A 16,668-nucleotide genomic window follows, 5' to 3' on the forward strand; every position below is an offset into this window, starting at 1 on the left:
CGGTCAGCCGCGCGCGCCCTGTGGCAGCTCTGCGACCAGCCGCAGCGAGGCGGTCAGTTCGTCCAGCTGGTAGTGCGGGCGCAGGTAGGTCACGGCCTTGTACACGCCTGGCTTGCCGGGCACTTCGAACACCTCGGCGCGGGCCTCGCGCAGCGGGAACTTGGCCTTGGCCTCCTGGCTGGCGGTATCGTCGAGCAGCACATAGCTGGCCAGCCACTGGTTGAGGAAACGCTCCACGTCCATGCGCGAGGCGAAGCTGCCGATCTTGTCGCGCATGATCGCCTTCATGTAGTGGGCGATGCGCGAGGTGGCGAAGATGTACTGCAGTTGCGCCGACAGGCGTGCGTTGGCGTTGGCGATGTCGGTGTTGTACTGCTTCTGCTTTTGCGCCGACTGGGTGCCGAAGAACGCTGCGTAGTCGGTGCCCTTGCAGTGCACTAGCGGGATGAAGCCGAGGTCCGACAGCTCTTTTTCGCGGCGGTCGGTGATGGCGATTTCGGTCGGGCACTTGAGGGCGATTTCGCCGTCGTCGGTATTGAAGGTATGGGTGGGCAGGCCTTCGACCAGGCCGCCACCTTCCACGCCGCGGATGGCCACGCACCAGCCGTAGCGGGCGAAGGCATCGGTAACGCGGGTGCCGAGGGCGTAGGCGGCGTTCATCCACAGGTACTTGTTGTGGTCGCGGCCGTCGACGCTTTCGACGAAGTTGAATTCTTCTACCGGGGTGGTATCCGGGCCATAGGGCAGGCGGCCCAGCACATGGGGCAGGGTGAGGCCGACGTAGCGTGAATCCTCCGAGGCACGGAACGACTTCCACTTGGCGTATTCGACGGTGTCGAAGATTTTCGCCAGGTCACGCGGGCCGGACATCTCAGTGAACGAGTCCCAGCCGAACAGTTCGGGCGAGGCGGCCGAAATGAACGGCGCATGGGCTGCCGCGGCGACGTGCGAGATTTCCTCCAGCAGGTACATGTCTTCGGGGTTGCGGTTGAACTCGTAGTCACCGATCAGCATGCCGAAAGGTGCGCCACCGAAGGTGCCGTATTCTTCTTCGTAGACCTTCTTGAACAATGCGCTTTGGTCGAATTCGCTGGCGGCCTTCAGGTCGCGTACCAGGTCCTTCTTCGAGGCATTGAGCAGGTGGATTTTCAGCGTGGTGCTGGTCTCGGTCTGGTCTACCTGGTATTTCAGGCCGCGCCAGGAGGCTTCCAACTGCTGGAACTCGCGAGCGTGCATGATCTCGTTCATTTGCTCGGAGAGCATCGAATCGATCTCGGCGATACGCGAGTCGAGCACGGCGATCAGGTCCTTGCTCGGGGTCATCTCGCCCTCGAGTACCTGGTTCACCAGTTCGCCGATCAGGTCGCGAGTGCGGTTGCGCTCGGTGTCGGAGCGGGCCACGCGGCTTTGCGAAATGATGCTGTCGAGCAGCGAAGGTTGCGGGGCGAAGTTTTCCACCTCGACCAGGTCGCCGGCCTGTTGTGGTGCGGTTTGCTTGTCGGTCATGTTCGGGCTCCTGCTCAGGCGCGATCGTCGCTGGACGGGTCTTTCACTTCGGCTTCACGGCCGAATTCCTTGCCCAGGGTCTTGAGCTTCTCGGTGTTCTGCAGCACGTCCATCAGCAGCTCTTCGAGCTTGTCGTTGCCGCCCATCTTGTTGCGCAGGTCGGCCAGCTTGTTGCGTACTTCCAGCAGCTTGCGCAGCGGTTCGACCTGCTTGACCACGTTCTGTGGCTCGAAGTCTTCGAGGCTGTTGAAGTTCAGCTCGACGCCCAGCTGGGTGCCGTTCTTGGCCAGGGTGTTGTCGACGCGGTAGGTCAGGCGGGGCTTGATGCCCTTGAGCACGCCGTTGAAGTTGTCGCGGTCGATGAACACGAACTTGCGGTCCTTGAGCTTGGGCAGCGGCTCCAGCGGGTTGCCGGAGAAGTCGCCCAGTACGCCGACGACGAAGGGCAGCTCCTTTTTCTCGATGGCATCGCCGATGTCCACGTCGTAGGTGATATGGACCCGAGGCGCGCGAACGCGGTCGAGTTTGTGCTGGGTGCTTTCCTTCTTCGCCATCGTGTTCTCCAGTGCGAGCAGTTCGCTGCGAATCATTGCGCGGCCCGTTGCCGGGCCCTGCGCGTTACAGTCCTTCGATCGTCAGCAGCAGGCGCTGACGGATTTCGTCGTTCATTTCCAGAATGTTGTCGCGGCCGACCAGCTCTTCGAAGCTGGTGTTGCCGGCAATCTGCGTGCTGCTACGGATGACCGTATCGTCGGGAAGTTCCGAACGCACCGGCGAGCTGATGACGCAGAACGGCAGGTCGCCGAAGCCCTTGAGGCGTTCGAAGCTCAGCCCGTAGCGGAGGCCTTCGAACAGCCGGCCCAGGCCCGGTGACTTGCTCAGGCAGTAGAACAGCACCAGGTAGTGCACCACGAAGCGGTACAGCTCGGCGCTGCTGCGGTTGGGGTCTTTGATGACGTTGCGAAACTGCGCCAGGTCGAAGGCGTGGAAGCCCACCACCCAGCGCGTCGGGCTGGTGATACGGATGGTCTGGCCGCTCTGTTCGAGGACCTTGTCGTACTCCAGCGGGAACAGTTCGGGGGTGGTGCTGATCAGGTTCAGTGGCACTTCCAGCTCGCTGACCAGTTGGAACGGCGCGGCCGAGCCAATGCGCTCGTAGAGTTCGATCAGGGACTGGAAATGGCCTTGGGTTTCGCGCCCGCTGCTGCGCTGGGCGCCTTGCAGGTATTCGCCAAACAGGGTTTGTGGACGGATCAGCGGTGCCACGGTGGCAAGATAATCCGCCGCCTGCGCCTTCAGCGCATCGGAGATCGCCCGCGTCTGGCCGCGCAGCTTGATCAGTGCTTCGACATCGAATGTCTGTGTCATCGGTGCATCGTCCATGTGCCTGCAAATCGTCCTGAAACGCCAATGGCGTGGACCTGAAAATCGCGCCTTTCGGCAGCGGCAAATTTGAGTGCTGGCACATGAATATCGTGTTGCCAGCAATGCCGAGTAGGGCACCTCGCTGGGGAAGAAGTTCCCGCAAGAGGGGCGATTTTTTCCCCGTTTTGTGATGTGACGCAATAATGGCGCTATGATATTGGCGTCGAGTTTCGAGCGCAGGAAATGGGGATTCAAGCCCCAAAACGTGGGTGTACGAGGGGTAGGAAAGCGATAAAAATCCTTTGCAAAAGTTTTTTGCAAAAAGTGAATTCGGTCTCATTTTTTGCGCTGCCCGCATTCTCACAAGGGGCTAGCAGGGCGCGTCAGAATGATGGCAATGCGACGGAATGTGCCGTACCCGCAGCGCAACGGTCCTGCCCAAACCTTGAAAACGTGCGAGGGTCACTGTGGGAGCGGGCGTGCCCGCGAACACGGGCACAGCCCGTGCCATCCACCGCATTGCCTGCTTCGCGGGCGCGCCCGCTCCCACAGGGATAGCGCCGGCCCCCGGGGGCTTGTACCTGCAGCCGCAACGGTTTTGCCCAAAACCTCGAAAACATGCGCGGTTGGGCTGTGGGAGCGGGTTCATCCTAATGCCGTCAGTTAAGCAATTTGGGGCCGCTTTGCGGCCCATCGCCGGCAAGCCAGCTCCCACAGGTACTGTGCAGGTTTTGGGCGCACGCTATACCTGTGGGAGCGGCTTTAGCCGCGAACACCGGCAAAGCCGGTGCCATCCACCACAAGGCTCTTCGTGGGTGAATCGGATCGCCGCACCGCCGCTCCCCCATGGACCGCGCAAGCTGTTTGGATTTTGAGGAAGACAGTTGCTCCAGGGGGCGCGCAATTCCTGAATTCTGCGCGGTACTTGTGGGAGCTGGCTTGCCGGCGATGGGCTGCACAGCAGCCCCAATGTGCCTTGTAGGCTTAACTGACTGGCATTCAGCCAAAGGGTTTGGCGAGCTCCAGCAGGTGTGGCTAGTCTGCTCGACCTCGATTGGCGCCTGGCGGGTATATCAGCGCATGGTCCATTTGGCGGTTCTGGCACTTGCTGACCATTGCAAGCGCAGCGCTCGGTCTTTGCAGCCAGACATCCATCTGTGCCTGTTCGATCCAGTAGTACTCTTCGTAATCAACCAGAGCATTGCTTACCGGAATAGACAGGTAGCAGCGCCCGGAAGTCTCCTCGATTCCCAGCGAAAAGCGGTGTTCGCGGCTGATGTAGGTGTCATTGAATTTCATGGAGAGAACCGTCGCTGAGAGGGCCTGGTTGAATCGTTGCAGGAAAAGTCCATGTTCCTCAGAATGGGCAGATGGACGAGAGTAACCTACAGCATGGAGTCGCCATGATCGACCTGAGAAGTCCGGATGCCGCCCTGGCCAAGTACGTAGAGCGTTACATCGACTTGCTTCCTGAATGGTCGCCACAATTGCGTCAGCGCATGGCATACACAGTTGAGCCCGACGCACCAAGGCTGCCGCGTATCAAGCCCGCATGGCTAAGCGACAGGCCCTGCACATTATCACCGGACCAGGCGCTCGACCGCGCCCAAGGCGCACTACTGGGCCTGGCGATTGGTGATGCGGTAGGTACCACGCTGGAGTTTCAGCGGCGCGATCAAGGGCATGTCAGCGATATGGTCGGCGGTGGGCCTTTCCGTCTCGCGCCGGGTGAATGGACCGACGATACCAGCATGGCCCTCTGCCTGGCGGACACCTACGCCGCCAAGGGCAAGTTCGATTACGCGACCTTCGCCGATGCAATGGTGCGCTGGTATCGGCAGGGCGAGAACAGCGTCAATGGCCGCTGCTTCGACATCAGCAATGTCACCCGCCGAGCCCTGGAAGGGTGGGAGGCGCAGGGGCTTGGGCGGGTGGGAAATCTTGAGGCCTCGACCGCAGGTAATGGTTCGTTGATACGCCTCGCGCCTACGGCCATTTTCAGGCGTCATTCGCTCTCGGCAAGCTGGTGGGAGAGCGTCACCCAAAGTGGCGTGACCCATGGCGCCGTCGAGGTTCAGGATTGCTGCAAGCTGTTCGCTGCCCAGTTGCATTTGGCGCTCAATGGCGCAGACAAGCATGAGGCGTTGGCGCCCAAGGTGCGGCCGCTGCAGCCCAGGCCCATGGTCATCAATGCGGGGGAATACAAGCAAAAATCCCGCGAACAGATCAGGTCTTCGGGGTATGTGGTCGACACGCTGGAAGCTGCGCTCTGGGCTGTCTGGAACACGGACAACTTCAGGGATGCGATTCTGCTGGCTGCCAATCTTGCCGATGATGCCGACAGCGTGGCGGCGACGGCGGGGCAGATTGCGGGCGCCCTGTATGGGGTGTCGGGCATGCCGCCGGAGTGGGTGGCCAGGGTGGCCTGGTCGCAGCACATTCGTGATTTAGCGAGCCGGCTGTTTGAGCTGGCGCCGAAGGGCGATGAGCTCGATGACCTCCTTTACGGCAGTAATGGCTAGAGCGTCATCCATGAAGACGTCAAACGTAGCCGATATAATTGGCCGCTGGAGACTCGAAGATCGGCAAGGGTGGGGTTGTCTTTTTGCCATCGGCTAATACGTCTCGGTGTCTACTTGTGTGTTTTGTTTTTTTGCTCGAAATTTTTTAAATGAACTCCACTCTTGTCCATCGATCAATGCCATGTAGAATTTGGCAAAAGCCTCGCTAAGTTAATGATTGCCTTGTAGGTTTGTTTCCGGTAGATGGCGATAACTTTCAGTGGGTGCTTGTCCATTTGCTACCCTAGTTATCTATAGTGCCTATGGAGACGATCATGCTAGGAATTCTCCGATCAAGTCAGCACAGGCCATCCGGCCAGTGCTGAAATAGCCCTCCGAACACAGGTGAAGTCTGTGAAGAGCGAGTATTCATCTACCGCGTCCGGGCGTACTGGGTGATTATTACTATCGCCCGTCAGCCTGCATGCATAAAATTCGATTGCCAATGCGTTTGCAGGGCTGGCCGTCACTGGTATATAAATCAGGCTTGAAGCAATACCGCACATCATTGACCCAATATACTTTCCATGCTGATCCAGATATCAGCAATTTCTGGCAGGGGGTGTATCCTTTTGCCCATAATCCTAGCGTCACCAGTATCGCCAGGGCAGGGGCTAGGTAAATTATTGACCAGAGTGTCAATTTATAAGAATGGTACTGAAATCGAAACAAGCGGGAGTCGCGGGGTGGATCAAATTTATGTCCTCTCCAGCATGCGTATGCCAAACTGACGATAAGTATTGGGCTTACGGTGCACATGGCGATAAGCGTGAAGCCCAGGTAGGGCGTCAGCACAATAGGCGCATTTTTTAGCATTCTGCCGAGCAATGGAAATACGTCGCTCCCGAGCCAGTAGGCTGAGAGCAACCCTAAAACTGCGCTGCACAGGCAGGTGACAAAAGTTACAAGGCGAAATAGAAGCGGGGATCGCTCGTGAAATTCAAATGGTGGTTGTGAGGTCATTTGTAAAATTTTGGCAAGTTGAAAGTCAGGAGGAAGGGCATGGGCGGCAGCTCGGGCATGGTTGGCCAACCAGATAAATTGAGGTCGCCAGGCTGCAGTTTTTTCAGCACTCAACGCTTGGCCTCATTATAGAGGCTGTCAGCAATTTCGCTAACAACATTGGCGACTTTTGCTTCTGCGTATTTTTGCATATCAGTCAACACTGATGTGGCTGGCCTGCTGATGCAGAGATTCAATAGCGATACCGGCTTTGACCAACTCCATTCCACCTTTGCCGTTCGCTCGATCAGTCCGTTCAACTTCTGGATTAACATGGTCGCAGCGCGTTCTTTATCTTGGTAATACTCCGTCTGGATGCGTAGCTGAGTGGTCGAAAGTTTGAGTGCATGCTATAGGTGACACCCTGAAGCCGTTTTCATGGCTCAAGCTCTTTTGAACGCGTCCCATAGTGATTGTCGGATATCATCGAGCTTGATATTGGCCGCTACTCGTTCGTCAGAGGTTCCGGCGTCGACATAGACATCTGAGAATCCGGACTTCGATACTGCTAAGGTTCTATAGATAGAGGCGGCCTGCTCCCAGGTGGTTCCGTCTTGTTTTGAAGTGTTGTGAAGAATATTTATTATGGAGTCTATTCCGCTGTCGAAGTTGTGACAGTGCTCTTTGTGATAAATATTTTTTAGCGTTTCCAGTCGCCTGATTATTTCGTTATTGTTCATGGTGGCCTCATTTTACTGGCGTGGGTTGTCCCAGTAGCACTACCTCAATTATTTCTCAAGGCTCTAGCGCAAAGATTTGATTGATGTTAAGCCCTCGACATAGCTTTCCCCTTGGTATCCGACGGGGCCTCCATCGACAACGCTGCCCGCCGGAATTTTGAAAAGTCGCCTGATAATGAGCCCGAGAGCGACCCCTGATGTACTCCAATTGAGCGATTACAGTCGCGTAAATCGGAGAGCCAGGGATGTGGTTTTGCCGATCGGTGGCAAGTATCAGCGCCTTGTTTACGTACTCGAGTGGTGTGGTTGGTCTCATCAGTCACTTGGGTCCATCAGATTGGAAGTGCGCTTTCTGGGTAGAAACTACCGTCAGCCCTTGCTCGGCTTCTCGCCTATGCTGGTCTTGAGCCGGCGCAGGGTGGGAGACTCGCCACCGGTCAATTCGATACGAAATTCCGCAAAAGCATGCTCCAGTTCGGCGTATTGCTGCAAACCACCCTCGGTGAACAGGTAGCGGCCCGGAATATCACGCCACTCCATCGGCATACTAACCAGTTTCTGATCTGCCGCTTTCAGTAACGGTTCCAGTTCTATGCTCAACTGCATGGCCTCCGGGGCTTGGTCCTTCAGGCTGTCGATGACCACGCGAAGCTTCAGCGACTTCTGTTTGAGTGTTTCGGTATTCATGTTCAGCCCGCTATGGACGCTGTTTTCAGTTGATGGGGCATCAGTTTATGTCTGGGGTGATCAGCGTCGCTGTTTTCAGCGACCATCGACCTGAACGCAAATGTCCTTGCCATCGATTACCTTGCATGGCCAGTTATCGTTAATGTAGTGATCCGGCTTGAAACATACCCGTTCATCGTTGATCCAGAACAGATGCCAGGCAGATCCTGAGATCAGCAATTTTGAACAGGGAGTGTAGCCTCTGGCCAGTAATAAGAGGACGCCTGGCCTGGCGCCCACACCAGGTTGTGGTTCACCTCCAACGGTCGCAGTGGAGTCCTCGGCCGTTTGGCGGTCGGCGTTCCCTCGGTAATTATTTTTCTCCGGGCAGGCGAATCTTCAGGCCGTTGGCTGATTGCTCTGCAATGTAATAAACATGAAGCAATGCCACGGCGAGGGCTTCGTCCGTGGGTTCAAATTCCTTGGCCGCGATAGTACCAATCGTCAGTCTGTGCAGTTTCGATTTATCCTTCTCTGTGCCGTCGAACACGGCCCTAATGTACTTTAACTGATCGATGACAGTGGCGTAGACAGGAAAGCCAGGGATGCGATTTTGGCGGTCAATGGCGAGTGCGAGCGCTTTGTCTACATACTCGAGTGGTGTAGTCGGTTTCATGTTAATCACCTGGGCTTACCAACTTGAAAAGTGATTTCTCGGTGGAAGTCATCTGCCTTGCCCTGCCCAGCGCCTGGAAAGGCTGAACTTTCACGAACCAGTCATCCAGCGGGGGCGCAGATATGCTGCGCAGTGACAGAGACTCTTTTCAAAAACCAGGGTGGCTAACCCAATAGGTCTGCCAGGCCGAGCCAGACTTTCTGAGTTGAGGACAGCTCGTATAGTCTAGTTTGTTGAGCGCTACCGTGGTGAGAATGGCTGTGAGGGGGCTACCACAATTAACGAGTAGACAGAGGCTTTCAGCATCGCAGTCTGGAACTTTCCGAACACAGACTTGGCGGGTGGTGCGAATCGTTCGCCTGCACATTTCGCAAAAGCACTCGCAATGATACAAGCGAGCATGACAGGTGGCGCCATGAGCAGGCCAAAAGCCATATACGGAACTTCTATGGCAGAGGCTTGCCGCCAAAGCTGTCCGTAGATTGGAAATACGTGTGCGATTAGCCAATATACGGAAAATACGCCAACGCACGCGCAGATCACTAGTGTCAATGCGGCGAGTAGTCTGAATTTGATGGAATCAAAGCAATAGGGCTTAGGCATCCTTCGTTCGCTCTTGAGGGACACGTTCCACTCTGGTTCGGCCATGCTCAATTCACGCTGCCCTTCAAGGCTTTATTACCCATGCTTGCCTTGAACCTGCGCAGGGTGGCAGATTAGCCGCTTGTGAACTCGACCCGAATTCGCGAATGCATGTTCCAGGCCTGCGAATATGCTTGCGCGTATTTGTGCAGGTGCCGACAGAGTGCGGTGGTCAAGGGTGCGAAAGTTGCCTGAAACGTCACCTTCCATCGGCTTTAACGCAAATATCTTTGCCATCAATTACTTTGCACGGCCAATGGTCATTGATGTAGTGGTCTGGTTTGAAGCAAGCGCTTTCGTCATTGACCCAGAATAACTGCCAGGCGGAGCCAGAGAGTAGAAGTTTAGGGCAAGGCGTGTAATTTCGGCTCATCAGTATTAAGGTTGTGATAATGATGAGTGCTGGAGCCAAAATTACGGCCGTTTTAATTGAGGCGCGCAGCATGAAAGATTGGAACTTGCTTAGCTTGCTATCGCGTGGGGGATTAAATTTTTTTCCCTGCCAAATGGCAATCGTCGCAGCGACGATCAAATAGATAAGGCCGGGTATCCCCATCAACAGGAAGAAACCGAGGTAAGGCGTTTCTACGATGGGCGCGTCTCGATATATGCGGCCATATAGAGGAAAGATGTCATGGCCCAGCCAGTACACGCTCAAGCAGAAGGCAATTACTGCAAATGGAATGAATGCAGATGCAACAAGTCGTATTCTTAAAGGCGACGGGTTGCCGTGGAAATCAAGGTGCTGTGTCTTTTTCATGATATTAAAACTTTGGTAGTTTCAAGTTGTCGAGATTCGGGAGGTTTCCAACGCTCGGGAGGCGAGGAAGCTTGAGCTCTCCGGGCTGTATTTTTTTGAGCACCCAAGTTTTCGCTTCGTCATAAAGATATTCAGCGGTTTGTGCTGCAGTGTTGGCTACAGTTTTCTCAATTTCTTCTCGGATTTCGTGGATATCGATTATTGTGATTTGCTCTTTTATGCTCTCAAGGTGAGCGACAGCGTATCGCAAACTCTCCTTGACAGCTGTCTTGATGCCATAGTGGTTGTCAATGGCATTAAGCCCAAAGCCAGCGATAAAGACAAAGATTGCTGCGGCGACAACGGGTGCTGCAGCGGCGGCGGCAAATGTTCCTACGGCGACTGCTGCTGCATACCCGACAGCGGTCGCGATGCCTGCCTTTATGAGTTCGACGCCTATGCCTCCGAATAGATCGGTCATAACCCGCTCGTCACTAAATACCCACTCAGCAACTTCAATGCCTACAGCCACCCAGCATGAAAGCTTGAAGCCGCTTATTGATGATCCGCGAATGCCGTACTTGCCGATCCCAAGCTCTAGGAGCTGCGCATTTCGTACTCCGTAGCGGGTCCCTTTCAATTTTCGGCGTAAACCGGGGTATCCTGTAATTATTAGGTATTGTTTGCCATTACGTACCGATATTCTTGCCTCGGTGCCGAAGCCGCCGATGTCTCGAAGCAGGATGCTGATATTTTTTATATCAATGAGGGCCATGCCGGCTGGCACGCCGTAGTTCGTGTTTACGATCGTATGCGGAATGCCATTGTACGTCGATTTCATGCCGCTCCAGGCGCAGTCTAGCCAGTAGCGCTGATTCAACGTACACGCTTGCTGAGGTTGGGTGGCTGCTTGAGTGCGAGAGGCCTGCCTGGCGTCTATCCTCAAGTTTTCTAATGGCATGATCACCATCTCGCGGTTATTTTTCTCCATGTCGTGCTCTAGCTGATCGAGCATGATTTTACTAACGAACATGGGCGGTTCCTCCTTGGTGAACTCTGCGAGAGTGCCTCATTGGCATTTCGGGAGCCTACACGTGCAGATGGACACGCGCAAATCAGTTGGGGCAGTTGGGTGTCCGAGCGCCGGGAGGGCCTTGATGGGTCGCGTAGCAGGAGGCATAGGCCGTTTAGTAGAGGCCTAATGACATCATTTGACAACGTGGCCCCAGCGCGTTTTCATTGGAAGATTTCCAGCTTGATGCAGGATGCATAGATATGTTCACGGACACCCTCAAGTCGATGCTCACCCAGCATCAGCGCCTGATTACCTTTGACTCCCCATTGCCCCCCGAGCAAGAACTGCAATTACTCAGCTTCAGTGGGCGTGAGGCGTTGTCAGAGTTGTTCAGTTTCCAGGTAGACCTGATTTCTCAGGATGCACGCATCGAGCTGAAGAAACTCATAGGTAAGAAAGTTACTATGGGAATTGCACTGGCAGATGGTGACACCAGATATATCAGTGCTCACGTGTCTGACTTCGTCCACACGGGTGCGGATGGCGGGATCGCGAATTACAGTGCCGAGCTTGTTCCCTGGATTTGGATTCTTAGCCGTCGACGCGATTCGCGCATTTTTCAGGACAAGACCACCGAGCAAATAATCAAGGAGGTCTTTGCATATTACCTGACTTTGGCTGACCATGAGTTTCGCCTCAACAAACCGCTTAAGCCGATCAGCTACTGCACCCAGTATCAAGAAACGGACCTCGACTTCGTGCTGCGCCTGCTAGAGCAAGAGGGGTTATTCTTTACCTTCCAGCACAGCCAGGAAGGCCATTGCCTGGTCATCAGCGATGACAGCAGCGTATTACCTCCGCTCGAGCGCCAATCGGTGATTCGCTATCACACCGCTTCGGTGACAGAAACGGCCGATTCGATTACGGCCTGGTCTTCGTCGCGGCGCTTCCAACCCACAAAGTTGACGCTCAAGTCTTTTGACTACAAGCAGCCAGGCAACCCGCATTTGGTTCAGCTTAATTCGCTTAATCAGCAGGGGGAGGTAGGGCAGTACGAAGTCTTTGAATATGAAGGTCTTTATGGGTATAAAGATGCCGATGAAGGCATTCGTAAAGCAAGACATCGGCTTGAGGCAATGGAGGTAAATGGCAAGACTTTTAGTGGCGAAAGTAACTGTAGAGCTATGGAGCCCGGTTGTTATTTTGAGCTCAGTCAACACTATGATCATGATAACGATGTCGTGGACGATCGGCAGTTTTTGATTCTTTCTGTCAATCACTGGGGGCAGAACAATTACGCTAATGATGGTGAAGCGGGCTATCGCAACAGTTTTAGCTGTATTCGGCGAAAAATCCCTTTCCGCCCCCTATCGCATACGCCGAGGGCCGGTATCAGCGGGCCGCAGACTGCCATCGTCGTCGGTCCCCCGGGCGAAGAGATCTACACCGATGATCTGGGTCGTGTGAAGTTGCAGTTCCATTGGGATCGCAACGGCGAGTTCAACGACAAGAGCTCCTGCTGGGTGCGCGTCGCCCAGTCCGGTGCCAGCGGCGGTTTCGGCAGCATCCAGATCCCGCGTGTTGGCGACGAAGTGGTGGTGGTATTCCTCGACGGCAACCCGGATCGCCCGCTGATCATGGGCAGCCTGTACAACAGCAGCAACACCCCGCCATGGTCGCTGCCGGCGAACAAGACCCAGAGTGGCTTCCTGACCCGGTCGATGAAGGGCGATGGCGGTACCGCCAACTTCTTCCGCTTCGAGGACAAGGCCGGCGCCGAGCAGATCATCATGCATGCCGAGCGCAACATGGATACCGAGATCGAACTCGATGAGCGCCATGAGGTAGGCAACAACCGAGTGATCAAGGTAGGCGGAACCCACCACGAGGTAATCAAGCAAGACACGGTGGTGAACATCACGAACGGTAGTTACACGCTGAAGGTGGACAACAACCTCATTCAGGTAAGCGCCATGGAAAGCATCCTGCTCGAGGTCGGCACCAGCAAGATCACGATCAAGCCAGACAAGATAACCATCGAAGCAGACAGCATCGACATTCTCGGCAAGAACACCTTTGTCAAAGGTGATCGTGTCGATATCAACGAGTAGGGCGAAGTGTGATTATCAAGGGAAATATCTACGACAGGCTCTCACAGAGGCGAGAAGCTGCCGAGGCGCTCGCTCGGCAGGACGCAGAGGAGGTGCGCATCGCAGCGGAAGCTGCGGTCGAGGTCCTGCGGCAGCCACCCGCGCTGGTCATAGATGCAGAGAACAATGCCTTGCGCATTGCAGGTTTGAATTTGCTCATGCCACAGGGTTTCGCTTTTCGCGATATCAATACCACACTGGAGTTCGCGGGTTGTCATGTGCAATTTGACGCCCGTCGCCGGCGTGCACCTGAAGGGCTTGAACTCAATAAGGCGGTGGAGTTGTTTACCAACGAGCTGCGTAAAAGCCATTCAGAGATTGATTTGGTGCGCCAGGTCTCAACGGCATTGGCCGGCCACCCTGCCATCAGCCTTGACTACCAGTTCAATGTTGGCCAAGAGCGCCGTCACGGTCGCTCCGTTTGCACGATCATCGTTTCAGCGGACGGTAACGGGCGCGAGTGGTTCAGTGCCTCTACTGTGATCGACCCGAGTAAATCACAACTGGCTGACTGGCTGATCGCATTCGACGCGATGCTTGCCGGCATGACAGCCGAGTAATACTCAAACTCACATCACGATTTCATGGAATTTACAATCAATGGACTATCAACTGCAGGAAGGTTCTATCACGTTGCCGGAAGGTTTCCAAGATCGTACGGTCAACATGTTCGTACTGGGGAACAGCATTCCCGCACCTCTGAATATCACACTTTCGCGCGACAATCTGCTTCCAGCAGAGGATATGAAAGCGTACATCGATCGCCAGGTTAAGTTGATTGCGGCCAAGCTTCGCGGCTACACCCTGTTGGGCAAAAAGCCGGCGCAACTCTCTGCCAGTAAGCCGCTCGCAGGTGTTCAGATCGATGCGTATTACTTGAATGATGGCCGGCCGTTGTATCAGCGTCAGGCTGCTTTCGAGGTTGCCCCAGGGCGTATTCTGGTGTTTTCCACCACCAGCCAGGCCGACTTTAGCAGCAAGCAGGAAGAAAGTTGGTTGCAGCTGTTAATGAGCTTCGAGCCGCGCCATAGCACCGCAGAAACCTCCGATAACGCCGCTCAGGACTGACCTCATGTTCGAAGCTGCGCGTTGGGGTGATGAGATTGAACACACCGGTGCCCTGGCTGGTTTTCTTGCTGGGGCGGTGATTGGGTTGGCAATTGCCGCTGCAGGCGCTTTCTTTATCTGCACCGGTGGATTGGGTGGGTTCCTGCTGGCCATGATCGTTGGTCTGGGAGCAAGCGCCGTACCGATGATCGGCGAAAAGATAGGGTCATCATTCAAATCGCCAGCGGGGCAGATCGAGTTCGACGGTTGCTCTCCCAATGTATTCATCAACAAACGCAACGCTGCCCATGCCGAGCAGAGTATCGCCAAGTGTGACAAGCATCCGGCGACCGTGCTGGTAGCGGAAGGCTCGTCCAATGTGTTCATCAATGGTGTAGCTGCTGCGCGCAAGGGTGACGCGCTCACCTGCGGGGCCAAGATTGCCGGCGGGTCTAACAATGTGTTCATAGGTGGTGGCACTACACGCTACCTGCCTGTTGACGAAGAAGTGCCCGAATGGTTGCGCGTTACGGTGGACGTTTTGATGATCGTCGCATCCATGGGCAGAAACGTCGTTGCGGTTTACCGCCTGGGCCTGCAAGCGGGCCTCAAGGCAGCCGGCCCCTGTGCGCTGCAGACAGGCTTGACCATTGCGGCGAGCTACCTCGCAGGGCGCTTCATCATCGGCCCTGCGGTGGAGCGGGCTATCGGTGGCTTCACAGGCAACCCGGTCGACATGACCAACGGCCGCAAGCTTCTGGCCAATGAAACGGACTTCGTGTTGCCAGGCTTGATGCCTATTGAATGGTCTCGTTTCTATGCCAGTGACCTCACCGTGGAAAGTGCCCTGGGGCAGGGCTGGATTTTGCCCTGGGAACAAAGCCTGCGTCGCGGCGGCGGGTTCGTCTATCTGACCGACAACCAAGGGCGCAGTGTTCCGTTCATTGACCTGGAGCCAGGCGAGAGCATCTATAACCCCCATGAGCGTATTCATCTCGTACGCTCCCAGGGCGGGCACTATCTTCTGCAAACGCTCGATAACGTATTTTTCTATTTTGGCGAGGTGCCAAATGATAATTCGCGCGCGCCTTTGCAGCGCCTGGAAAATGCGCTCGGGCATTATCTGCATTTCACCTACAGTGCCGATGGCCGCCTGACGGATATCACCGCACCAGGGGCGGTGCGTGTCCACCTGCACTACGACAACCCACTGGGCCGCCTGACCGATGTGAAGCGCGTGGTCGGTGATAGCGCCGTTGAAACGCTGGTGCGTTACCGTTACGACGACAATGGCCAGCTTACCGAAGTGATCAATCGCAACGGCGATTCGGTACGCCAGTTCGGCTATGCTGAAAAACTCATGACGCGGCACAGTAACGCTCTGGGCCTGATCTGTGAATACCGCTGGGAGACTCACGACGGCAAACCGCGCGTCGTCGAGCACTGGACCAGCGACGGCGAGCATTATCACTTCCGATACGACTTCGCCCAGCGTATCAGCTGGGCGACCGATGTGCTGGGTCGTGAACTGGAAATCCGTTACAACGAGGACAATCGCGTCATCGGCAGCCGTGACTTCGGCGGTGAATGCTATGGCATGGACTTCGACACCTCCGGCAATCTGGTCGGCATCAAGCTGCCTGATGGCAATCGCCTCGCCCTGAAGTACGACGAATTCTCCCGGCTGATCGAGGAAACCGACCCGCTGGGTCGCAAGATCAGCTACAAGCACTACCGCACCACGCCACTGATCACCGAAACCCGCTTCCCCGACGGCAGCGTCTGGCAGGCGCGTTACGACGAAAAAGGCAACCTGGTTGCCGAGATTGACCCGCTGGGTAACAAGACCCGGTATCTCAACAGCGATGACGGCCTGCCGCACACGATCATCGATGCCAACTTCAAGTCCAAGTATCTGTGGTGGAATGCCTACGCGCAGGTCGAGCGCTTCGAGGACTGTTCGGGCAAAAGCACCTACTACCGCTACGACGAACGCCAGCACCTGGTTGCCGTTACCGATGCGTTGAACCAGACCACTACGCTGGAACGCAAGCCCGATGGTGAAGTGCTTCGTATCAATCATCCGGACGGCACTGCGGAAACCTTTACCTACAATACCCTTGGCCAGGTGCTGAAGCACACCGATGGAAAAGGCCAGACAACCTACCTGCAACGCACCTCGCGCGGCCTGCCCAGCAGTCGCCAGGATGCCAAGGGCGAGTGGATCCGCTACGAGTATGACAAGGCCCTGCGCCTGACCGCGCTGGTCAACGAGAACGGCGCGGCCTACCGCTTTGTCTATGACGCATCGGACCGCCTGAGCGAAGAGGTGCGGGTGGACAACCTGACCCGGCGCTTCAGTTACGACGCCGGTGGTCATCTGGTGCGCCTGGACGAAATTGGCTATGGCGAAAGCGGCGAACGTCCGGAGCGCCATACACTGTTCGAGCGTGACGCCATTGGCCGCTTGATGGCCAAGGTCAATCGCGATGCACGGCAAGATTTCGAGTATGACGAGGCTGACCGGTTACTGAGCATTCAGCGCCACCCAACAAGCGCGGGCAAGCAGCTGGGGATCACCGATGAAAAGCTGGGTTACCGCTACGACCTGCTGGGGCG

Annotated in this window: 18 protein-coding genes; 5 read left to right on the top strand and 13 right to left on the bottom strand. The window is 55.8% G+C overall.

All coding sequences use genetic code 11. From position 1 onward, the window contains the following. Positions 1-3: 3 nt before the first annotated feature. From tssC to TZ03_RS23550, 4 genes are all read right to left on the bottom strand, one after another. Positions 4-1,506: a type VI secretion system contractile sheath large subunit gene (gene tssC, locus TZ03_RS23535; RefSeq protein ID WP_051100760.1), complete on the bottom strand. Its 1,503-nt coding sequence runs from the start codon at positions 1,504-1,506 to the stop codon at positions 4-6. Between the two features lie 14 nt (positions 1,507-1,520). Continuing rightward, complete coding sequence (gene tssB, locus TZ03_RS23540) at positions 1,521-2,060, bottom strand: type VI secretion system contractile sheath small subunit (RefSeq protein ID WP_028697264.1); 540 nt, start codon at positions 2,058-2,060, stop codon at positions 1,521-1,523. Between the two features lie 64 nt (positions 2,061-2,124). Further along, positions 2,125-2,874, bottom strand: coding sequence for a hypothetical protein (locus TZ03_RS23545; RefSeq protein ID WP_051100770.1), 750 nt, complete (start codon positions 2,872-2,874; stop codon positions 2,125-2,127). Between the two features lie 1,032 nt (positions 2,875-3,906). Next, complete coding sequence (locus tag TZ03_RS23550; RefSeq protein WP_051100761.1) at positions 3,907-4,170, bottom strand: hypothetical protein; 264 nt, start codon at positions 4,168-4,170, stop codon at positions 3,907-3,909. 104 nt (positions 4,171-4,274) lie between these two features. On the opposite strand from TZ03_RS23550, the gene tri1 reads away from it, so the two are divergent. Next, positions 4,275-5,393 (top strand): ADP-ribosylarginine hydrolase Tri1, encoded by a 1,119-nt coding sequence (tri1, locus tag TZ03_RS23555; protein ID WP_051100771.1) that lies wholly within the window; start codon positions 4,275-4,277, stop codon positions 5,391-5,393. A 444-nt stretch (positions 5,394-5,837) separates the two neighbouring features. On the opposite strand, the gene TZ03_RS29230 is transcribed toward tri1, so the two are convergent. From TZ03_RS29230 to TZ03_RS23585, 9 genes are all read right to left on the bottom strand, one after another. Further along, a complete protein-coding gene (locus TZ03_RS29230; RefSeq protein WP_236692887.1) occupies positions 5,838-6,509 on the bottom strand; it encodes a hypothetical protein in 672 nt (223 codons plus the stop codon). Then, positions 6,506-6,709: a hypothetical protein gene (locus TZ03_RS23560; protein WP_051100762.1), complete on the bottom strand. Its 204-nt coding sequence runs from the start codon at positions 6,707-6,709 to the stop codon at positions 6,506-6,508. Before TZ03_RS23560 ends, TZ03_RS29230 begins: the two co-directional genes overlap by 4 nt. A gap of 108 nt (positions 6,710-6,817) precedes the next feature. Then, positions 6,818-7,114 (bottom strand): hypothetical protein, encoded by a 297-nt coding sequence (locus TZ03_RS23565; RefSeq protein ID WP_051100763.1) that lies wholly within the window; start codon positions 7,112-7,114, stop codon positions 6,818-6,820. A 55-nt stretch (positions 7,115-7,169) separates the two neighbouring features. Next, entirely contained in the window at positions 7,170-7,430 is a 261-nt protein-coding gene (locus tag TZ03_RS31765) for an immunity protein Tsi6 family protein (RefSeq protein WP_082056707.1), read from the bottom strand. Positions 7,431-7,483: 53 nt separating this feature from the next. Next, positions 7,484-7,801 carry a hypothetical protein gene (locus TZ03_RS23570; protein WP_051100764.1) on the bottom strand — a complete coding sequence of 106 codons (318 nt, stop codon included), beginning with the start codon at positions 7,799-7,801 and terminating at the stop codon, positions 7,484-7,486. Between the two features lie 352 nt (positions 7,802-8,153). Next, positions 8,154-8,456: an immunity protein Tsi6 family protein gene (locus TZ03_RS23575; RefSeq protein ID WP_051100765.1), complete on the bottom strand. Its 303-nt coding sequence runs from the start codon at positions 8,454-8,456 to the stop codon at positions 8,154-8,156. A 1-nt stretch (position 8,457) separates the two neighbouring features. Then, positions 8,458-8,595, bottom strand: coding sequence for a polymorphic toxin type 46 domain-containing protein (locus tag TZ03_RS29245; protein WP_082056709.1), 138 nt, complete (start codon positions 8,593-8,595; stop codon positions 8,458-8,460). A 702-nt stretch (positions 8,596-9,297) separates the two neighbouring features. After that, positions 9,298-9,858: a hypothetical protein gene (locus tag TZ03_RS23580; protein ID WP_236692889.1), complete on the bottom strand. Its 561-nt coding sequence runs from the start codon at positions 9,856-9,858 to the stop codon at positions 9,298-9,300. A gap of 4 nt (positions 9,859-9,862) precedes the next feature. Continuing rightward, complete coding sequence (locus TZ03_RS23585) at positions 9,863-10,870, bottom strand: hypothetical protein (protein ID WP_051100766.1); 1,008 nt, start codon at positions 10,868-10,870, stop codon at positions 9,863-9,865. 242 nt (positions 10,871-11,112) lie between these two features. Here TZ03_RS23585 and TZ03_RS23590 point away from each other — a divergent pair, with 242 nt between their 5' ends. The 4 genes from TZ03_RS23590 to TZ03_RS23605 all read left to right on the top strand — a co-directional run. Continuing rightward, positions 11,113-12,963, top strand: coding sequence for a type VI secretion system tip protein VgrG (locus TZ03_RS23590; RefSeq protein WP_051100767.1), 1,851 nt, complete (start codon positions 11,113-11,115; stop codon positions 12,961-12,963). 8 nt (positions 12,964-12,971) lie between these two features. Beyond that, entirely contained in the window at positions 12,972-13,562 is a 591-nt protein-coding gene (locus tag TZ03_RS23595; RefSeq protein WP_082056710.1) for a hypothetical protein, read from the top strand. Positions 13,563-13,602: 40 nt separating this feature from the next. Next, entirely contained in the window at positions 13,603-14,070 is a 468-nt protein-coding gene (locus TZ03_RS23600) for a DcrB-related protein (protein WP_051100768.1), read from the top strand. A 4-nt stretch (positions 14,071-14,074) separates the two neighbouring features. Then, the coding region (locus tag TZ03_RS23605) for a DUF6531 domain-containing protein (RefSeq protein WP_051100769.1) at positions 14,075-16,668 on the top strand (2,594 nt) is incomplete at its 3' end.

The organism is Pseudomonas sp. 10-1B, assembly GCF_000935045.1.
GTDB lineage: Bacteria > Pseudomonadota > Gammaproteobacteria > Pseudomonadales > Pseudomonadaceae > Aquipseudomonas.

Excerpts from the sequence above, each read along its gene's own strand:
- TZ03_RS23575 (WP_051100765.1), bottom strand. The coding sequence starts at position 8,456 with ATGAAACCGACTACACCACTCGAGTATGTAGACAAAGCGCTCGCACTC.
- TZ03_RS23585 (WP_051100766.1), bottom strand. The coding sequence starts at position 10,870 with ATGTTCGTTAGTAAAATCATGCTCGATCAGCTAGAGCACGACATGGAG.
- TZ03_RS23580 (WP_236692889.1), bottom strand. The coding sequence starts at position 9,858 with ATGAAAAAGACACAGCACCTTGATTTCCACGGCAACCCGTCGCCTTTA.
- TZ03_RS23550 (WP_051100761.1), bottom strand. The coding sequence starts at position 4,170 with ATGAAATTCAATGACACCTACATCAGCCGCGAACACCGCTTTTCGCTG.
- TZ03_RS23565 (WP_051100763.1), bottom strand. The coding sequence starts at position 7,114 with ATGAACAATAACGAAATAATCAGGCGACTGGAAACGCTAAAAAATATT.
- TZ03_RS23600 (WP_051100768.1), top strand. The coding sequence starts at position 13,603 with ATGGACTATCAACTGCAGGAAGGTTCTATCACGTTGCCGGAAGGTTTC.
- tri1 (WP_051100771.1), top strand. The coding sequence starts at position 4,275 with ATGATCGACCTGAGAAGTCCGGATGCCGCCCTGGCCAAGTACGTAGAG.
- TZ03_RS23590 (WP_051100767.1), top strand. The coding sequence starts at position 11,113 with ATGTTCACGGACACCCTCAAGTCGATGCTCACCCAGCATCAGCGCCTG.
- TZ03_RS23570 (WP_051100764.1), bottom strand. The coding sequence starts at position 7,801 with ATGAATACCGAAACACTCAAACAGAAGTCGCTGAAGCTTCGCGTGGTC.
- tssC (WP_051100760.1), bottom strand. The coding sequence starts at position 1,506 with ATGACCGACAAGCAAACCGCACCACAACAGGCCGGCGACCTGGTCGAG.
- tssB (WP_028697264.1), bottom strand. The coding sequence starts at position 2,060 with ATGGCGAAGAAGGAAAGCACCCAGCACAAACTCGACCGCGTTCGCGCG.
- TZ03_RS23545 (WP_051100770.1), bottom strand. The coding sequence starts at position 2,874 with ATGACACAGACATTCGATGTCGAAGCACTGATCAAGCTGCGCGGCCAG.
- TZ03_RS23560 (WP_051100762.1), bottom strand. The coding sequence starts at position 6,709 with ATGTTAATCCAGAAGTTGAACGGACTGATCGAGCGAACGGCAAAGGTG.
- TZ03_RS31765 (WP_082056707.1), bottom strand. The coding sequence starts at position 7,430 with ATGAGACCAACCACACCACTCGAGTACGTAAACAAGGCGCTGATACTT.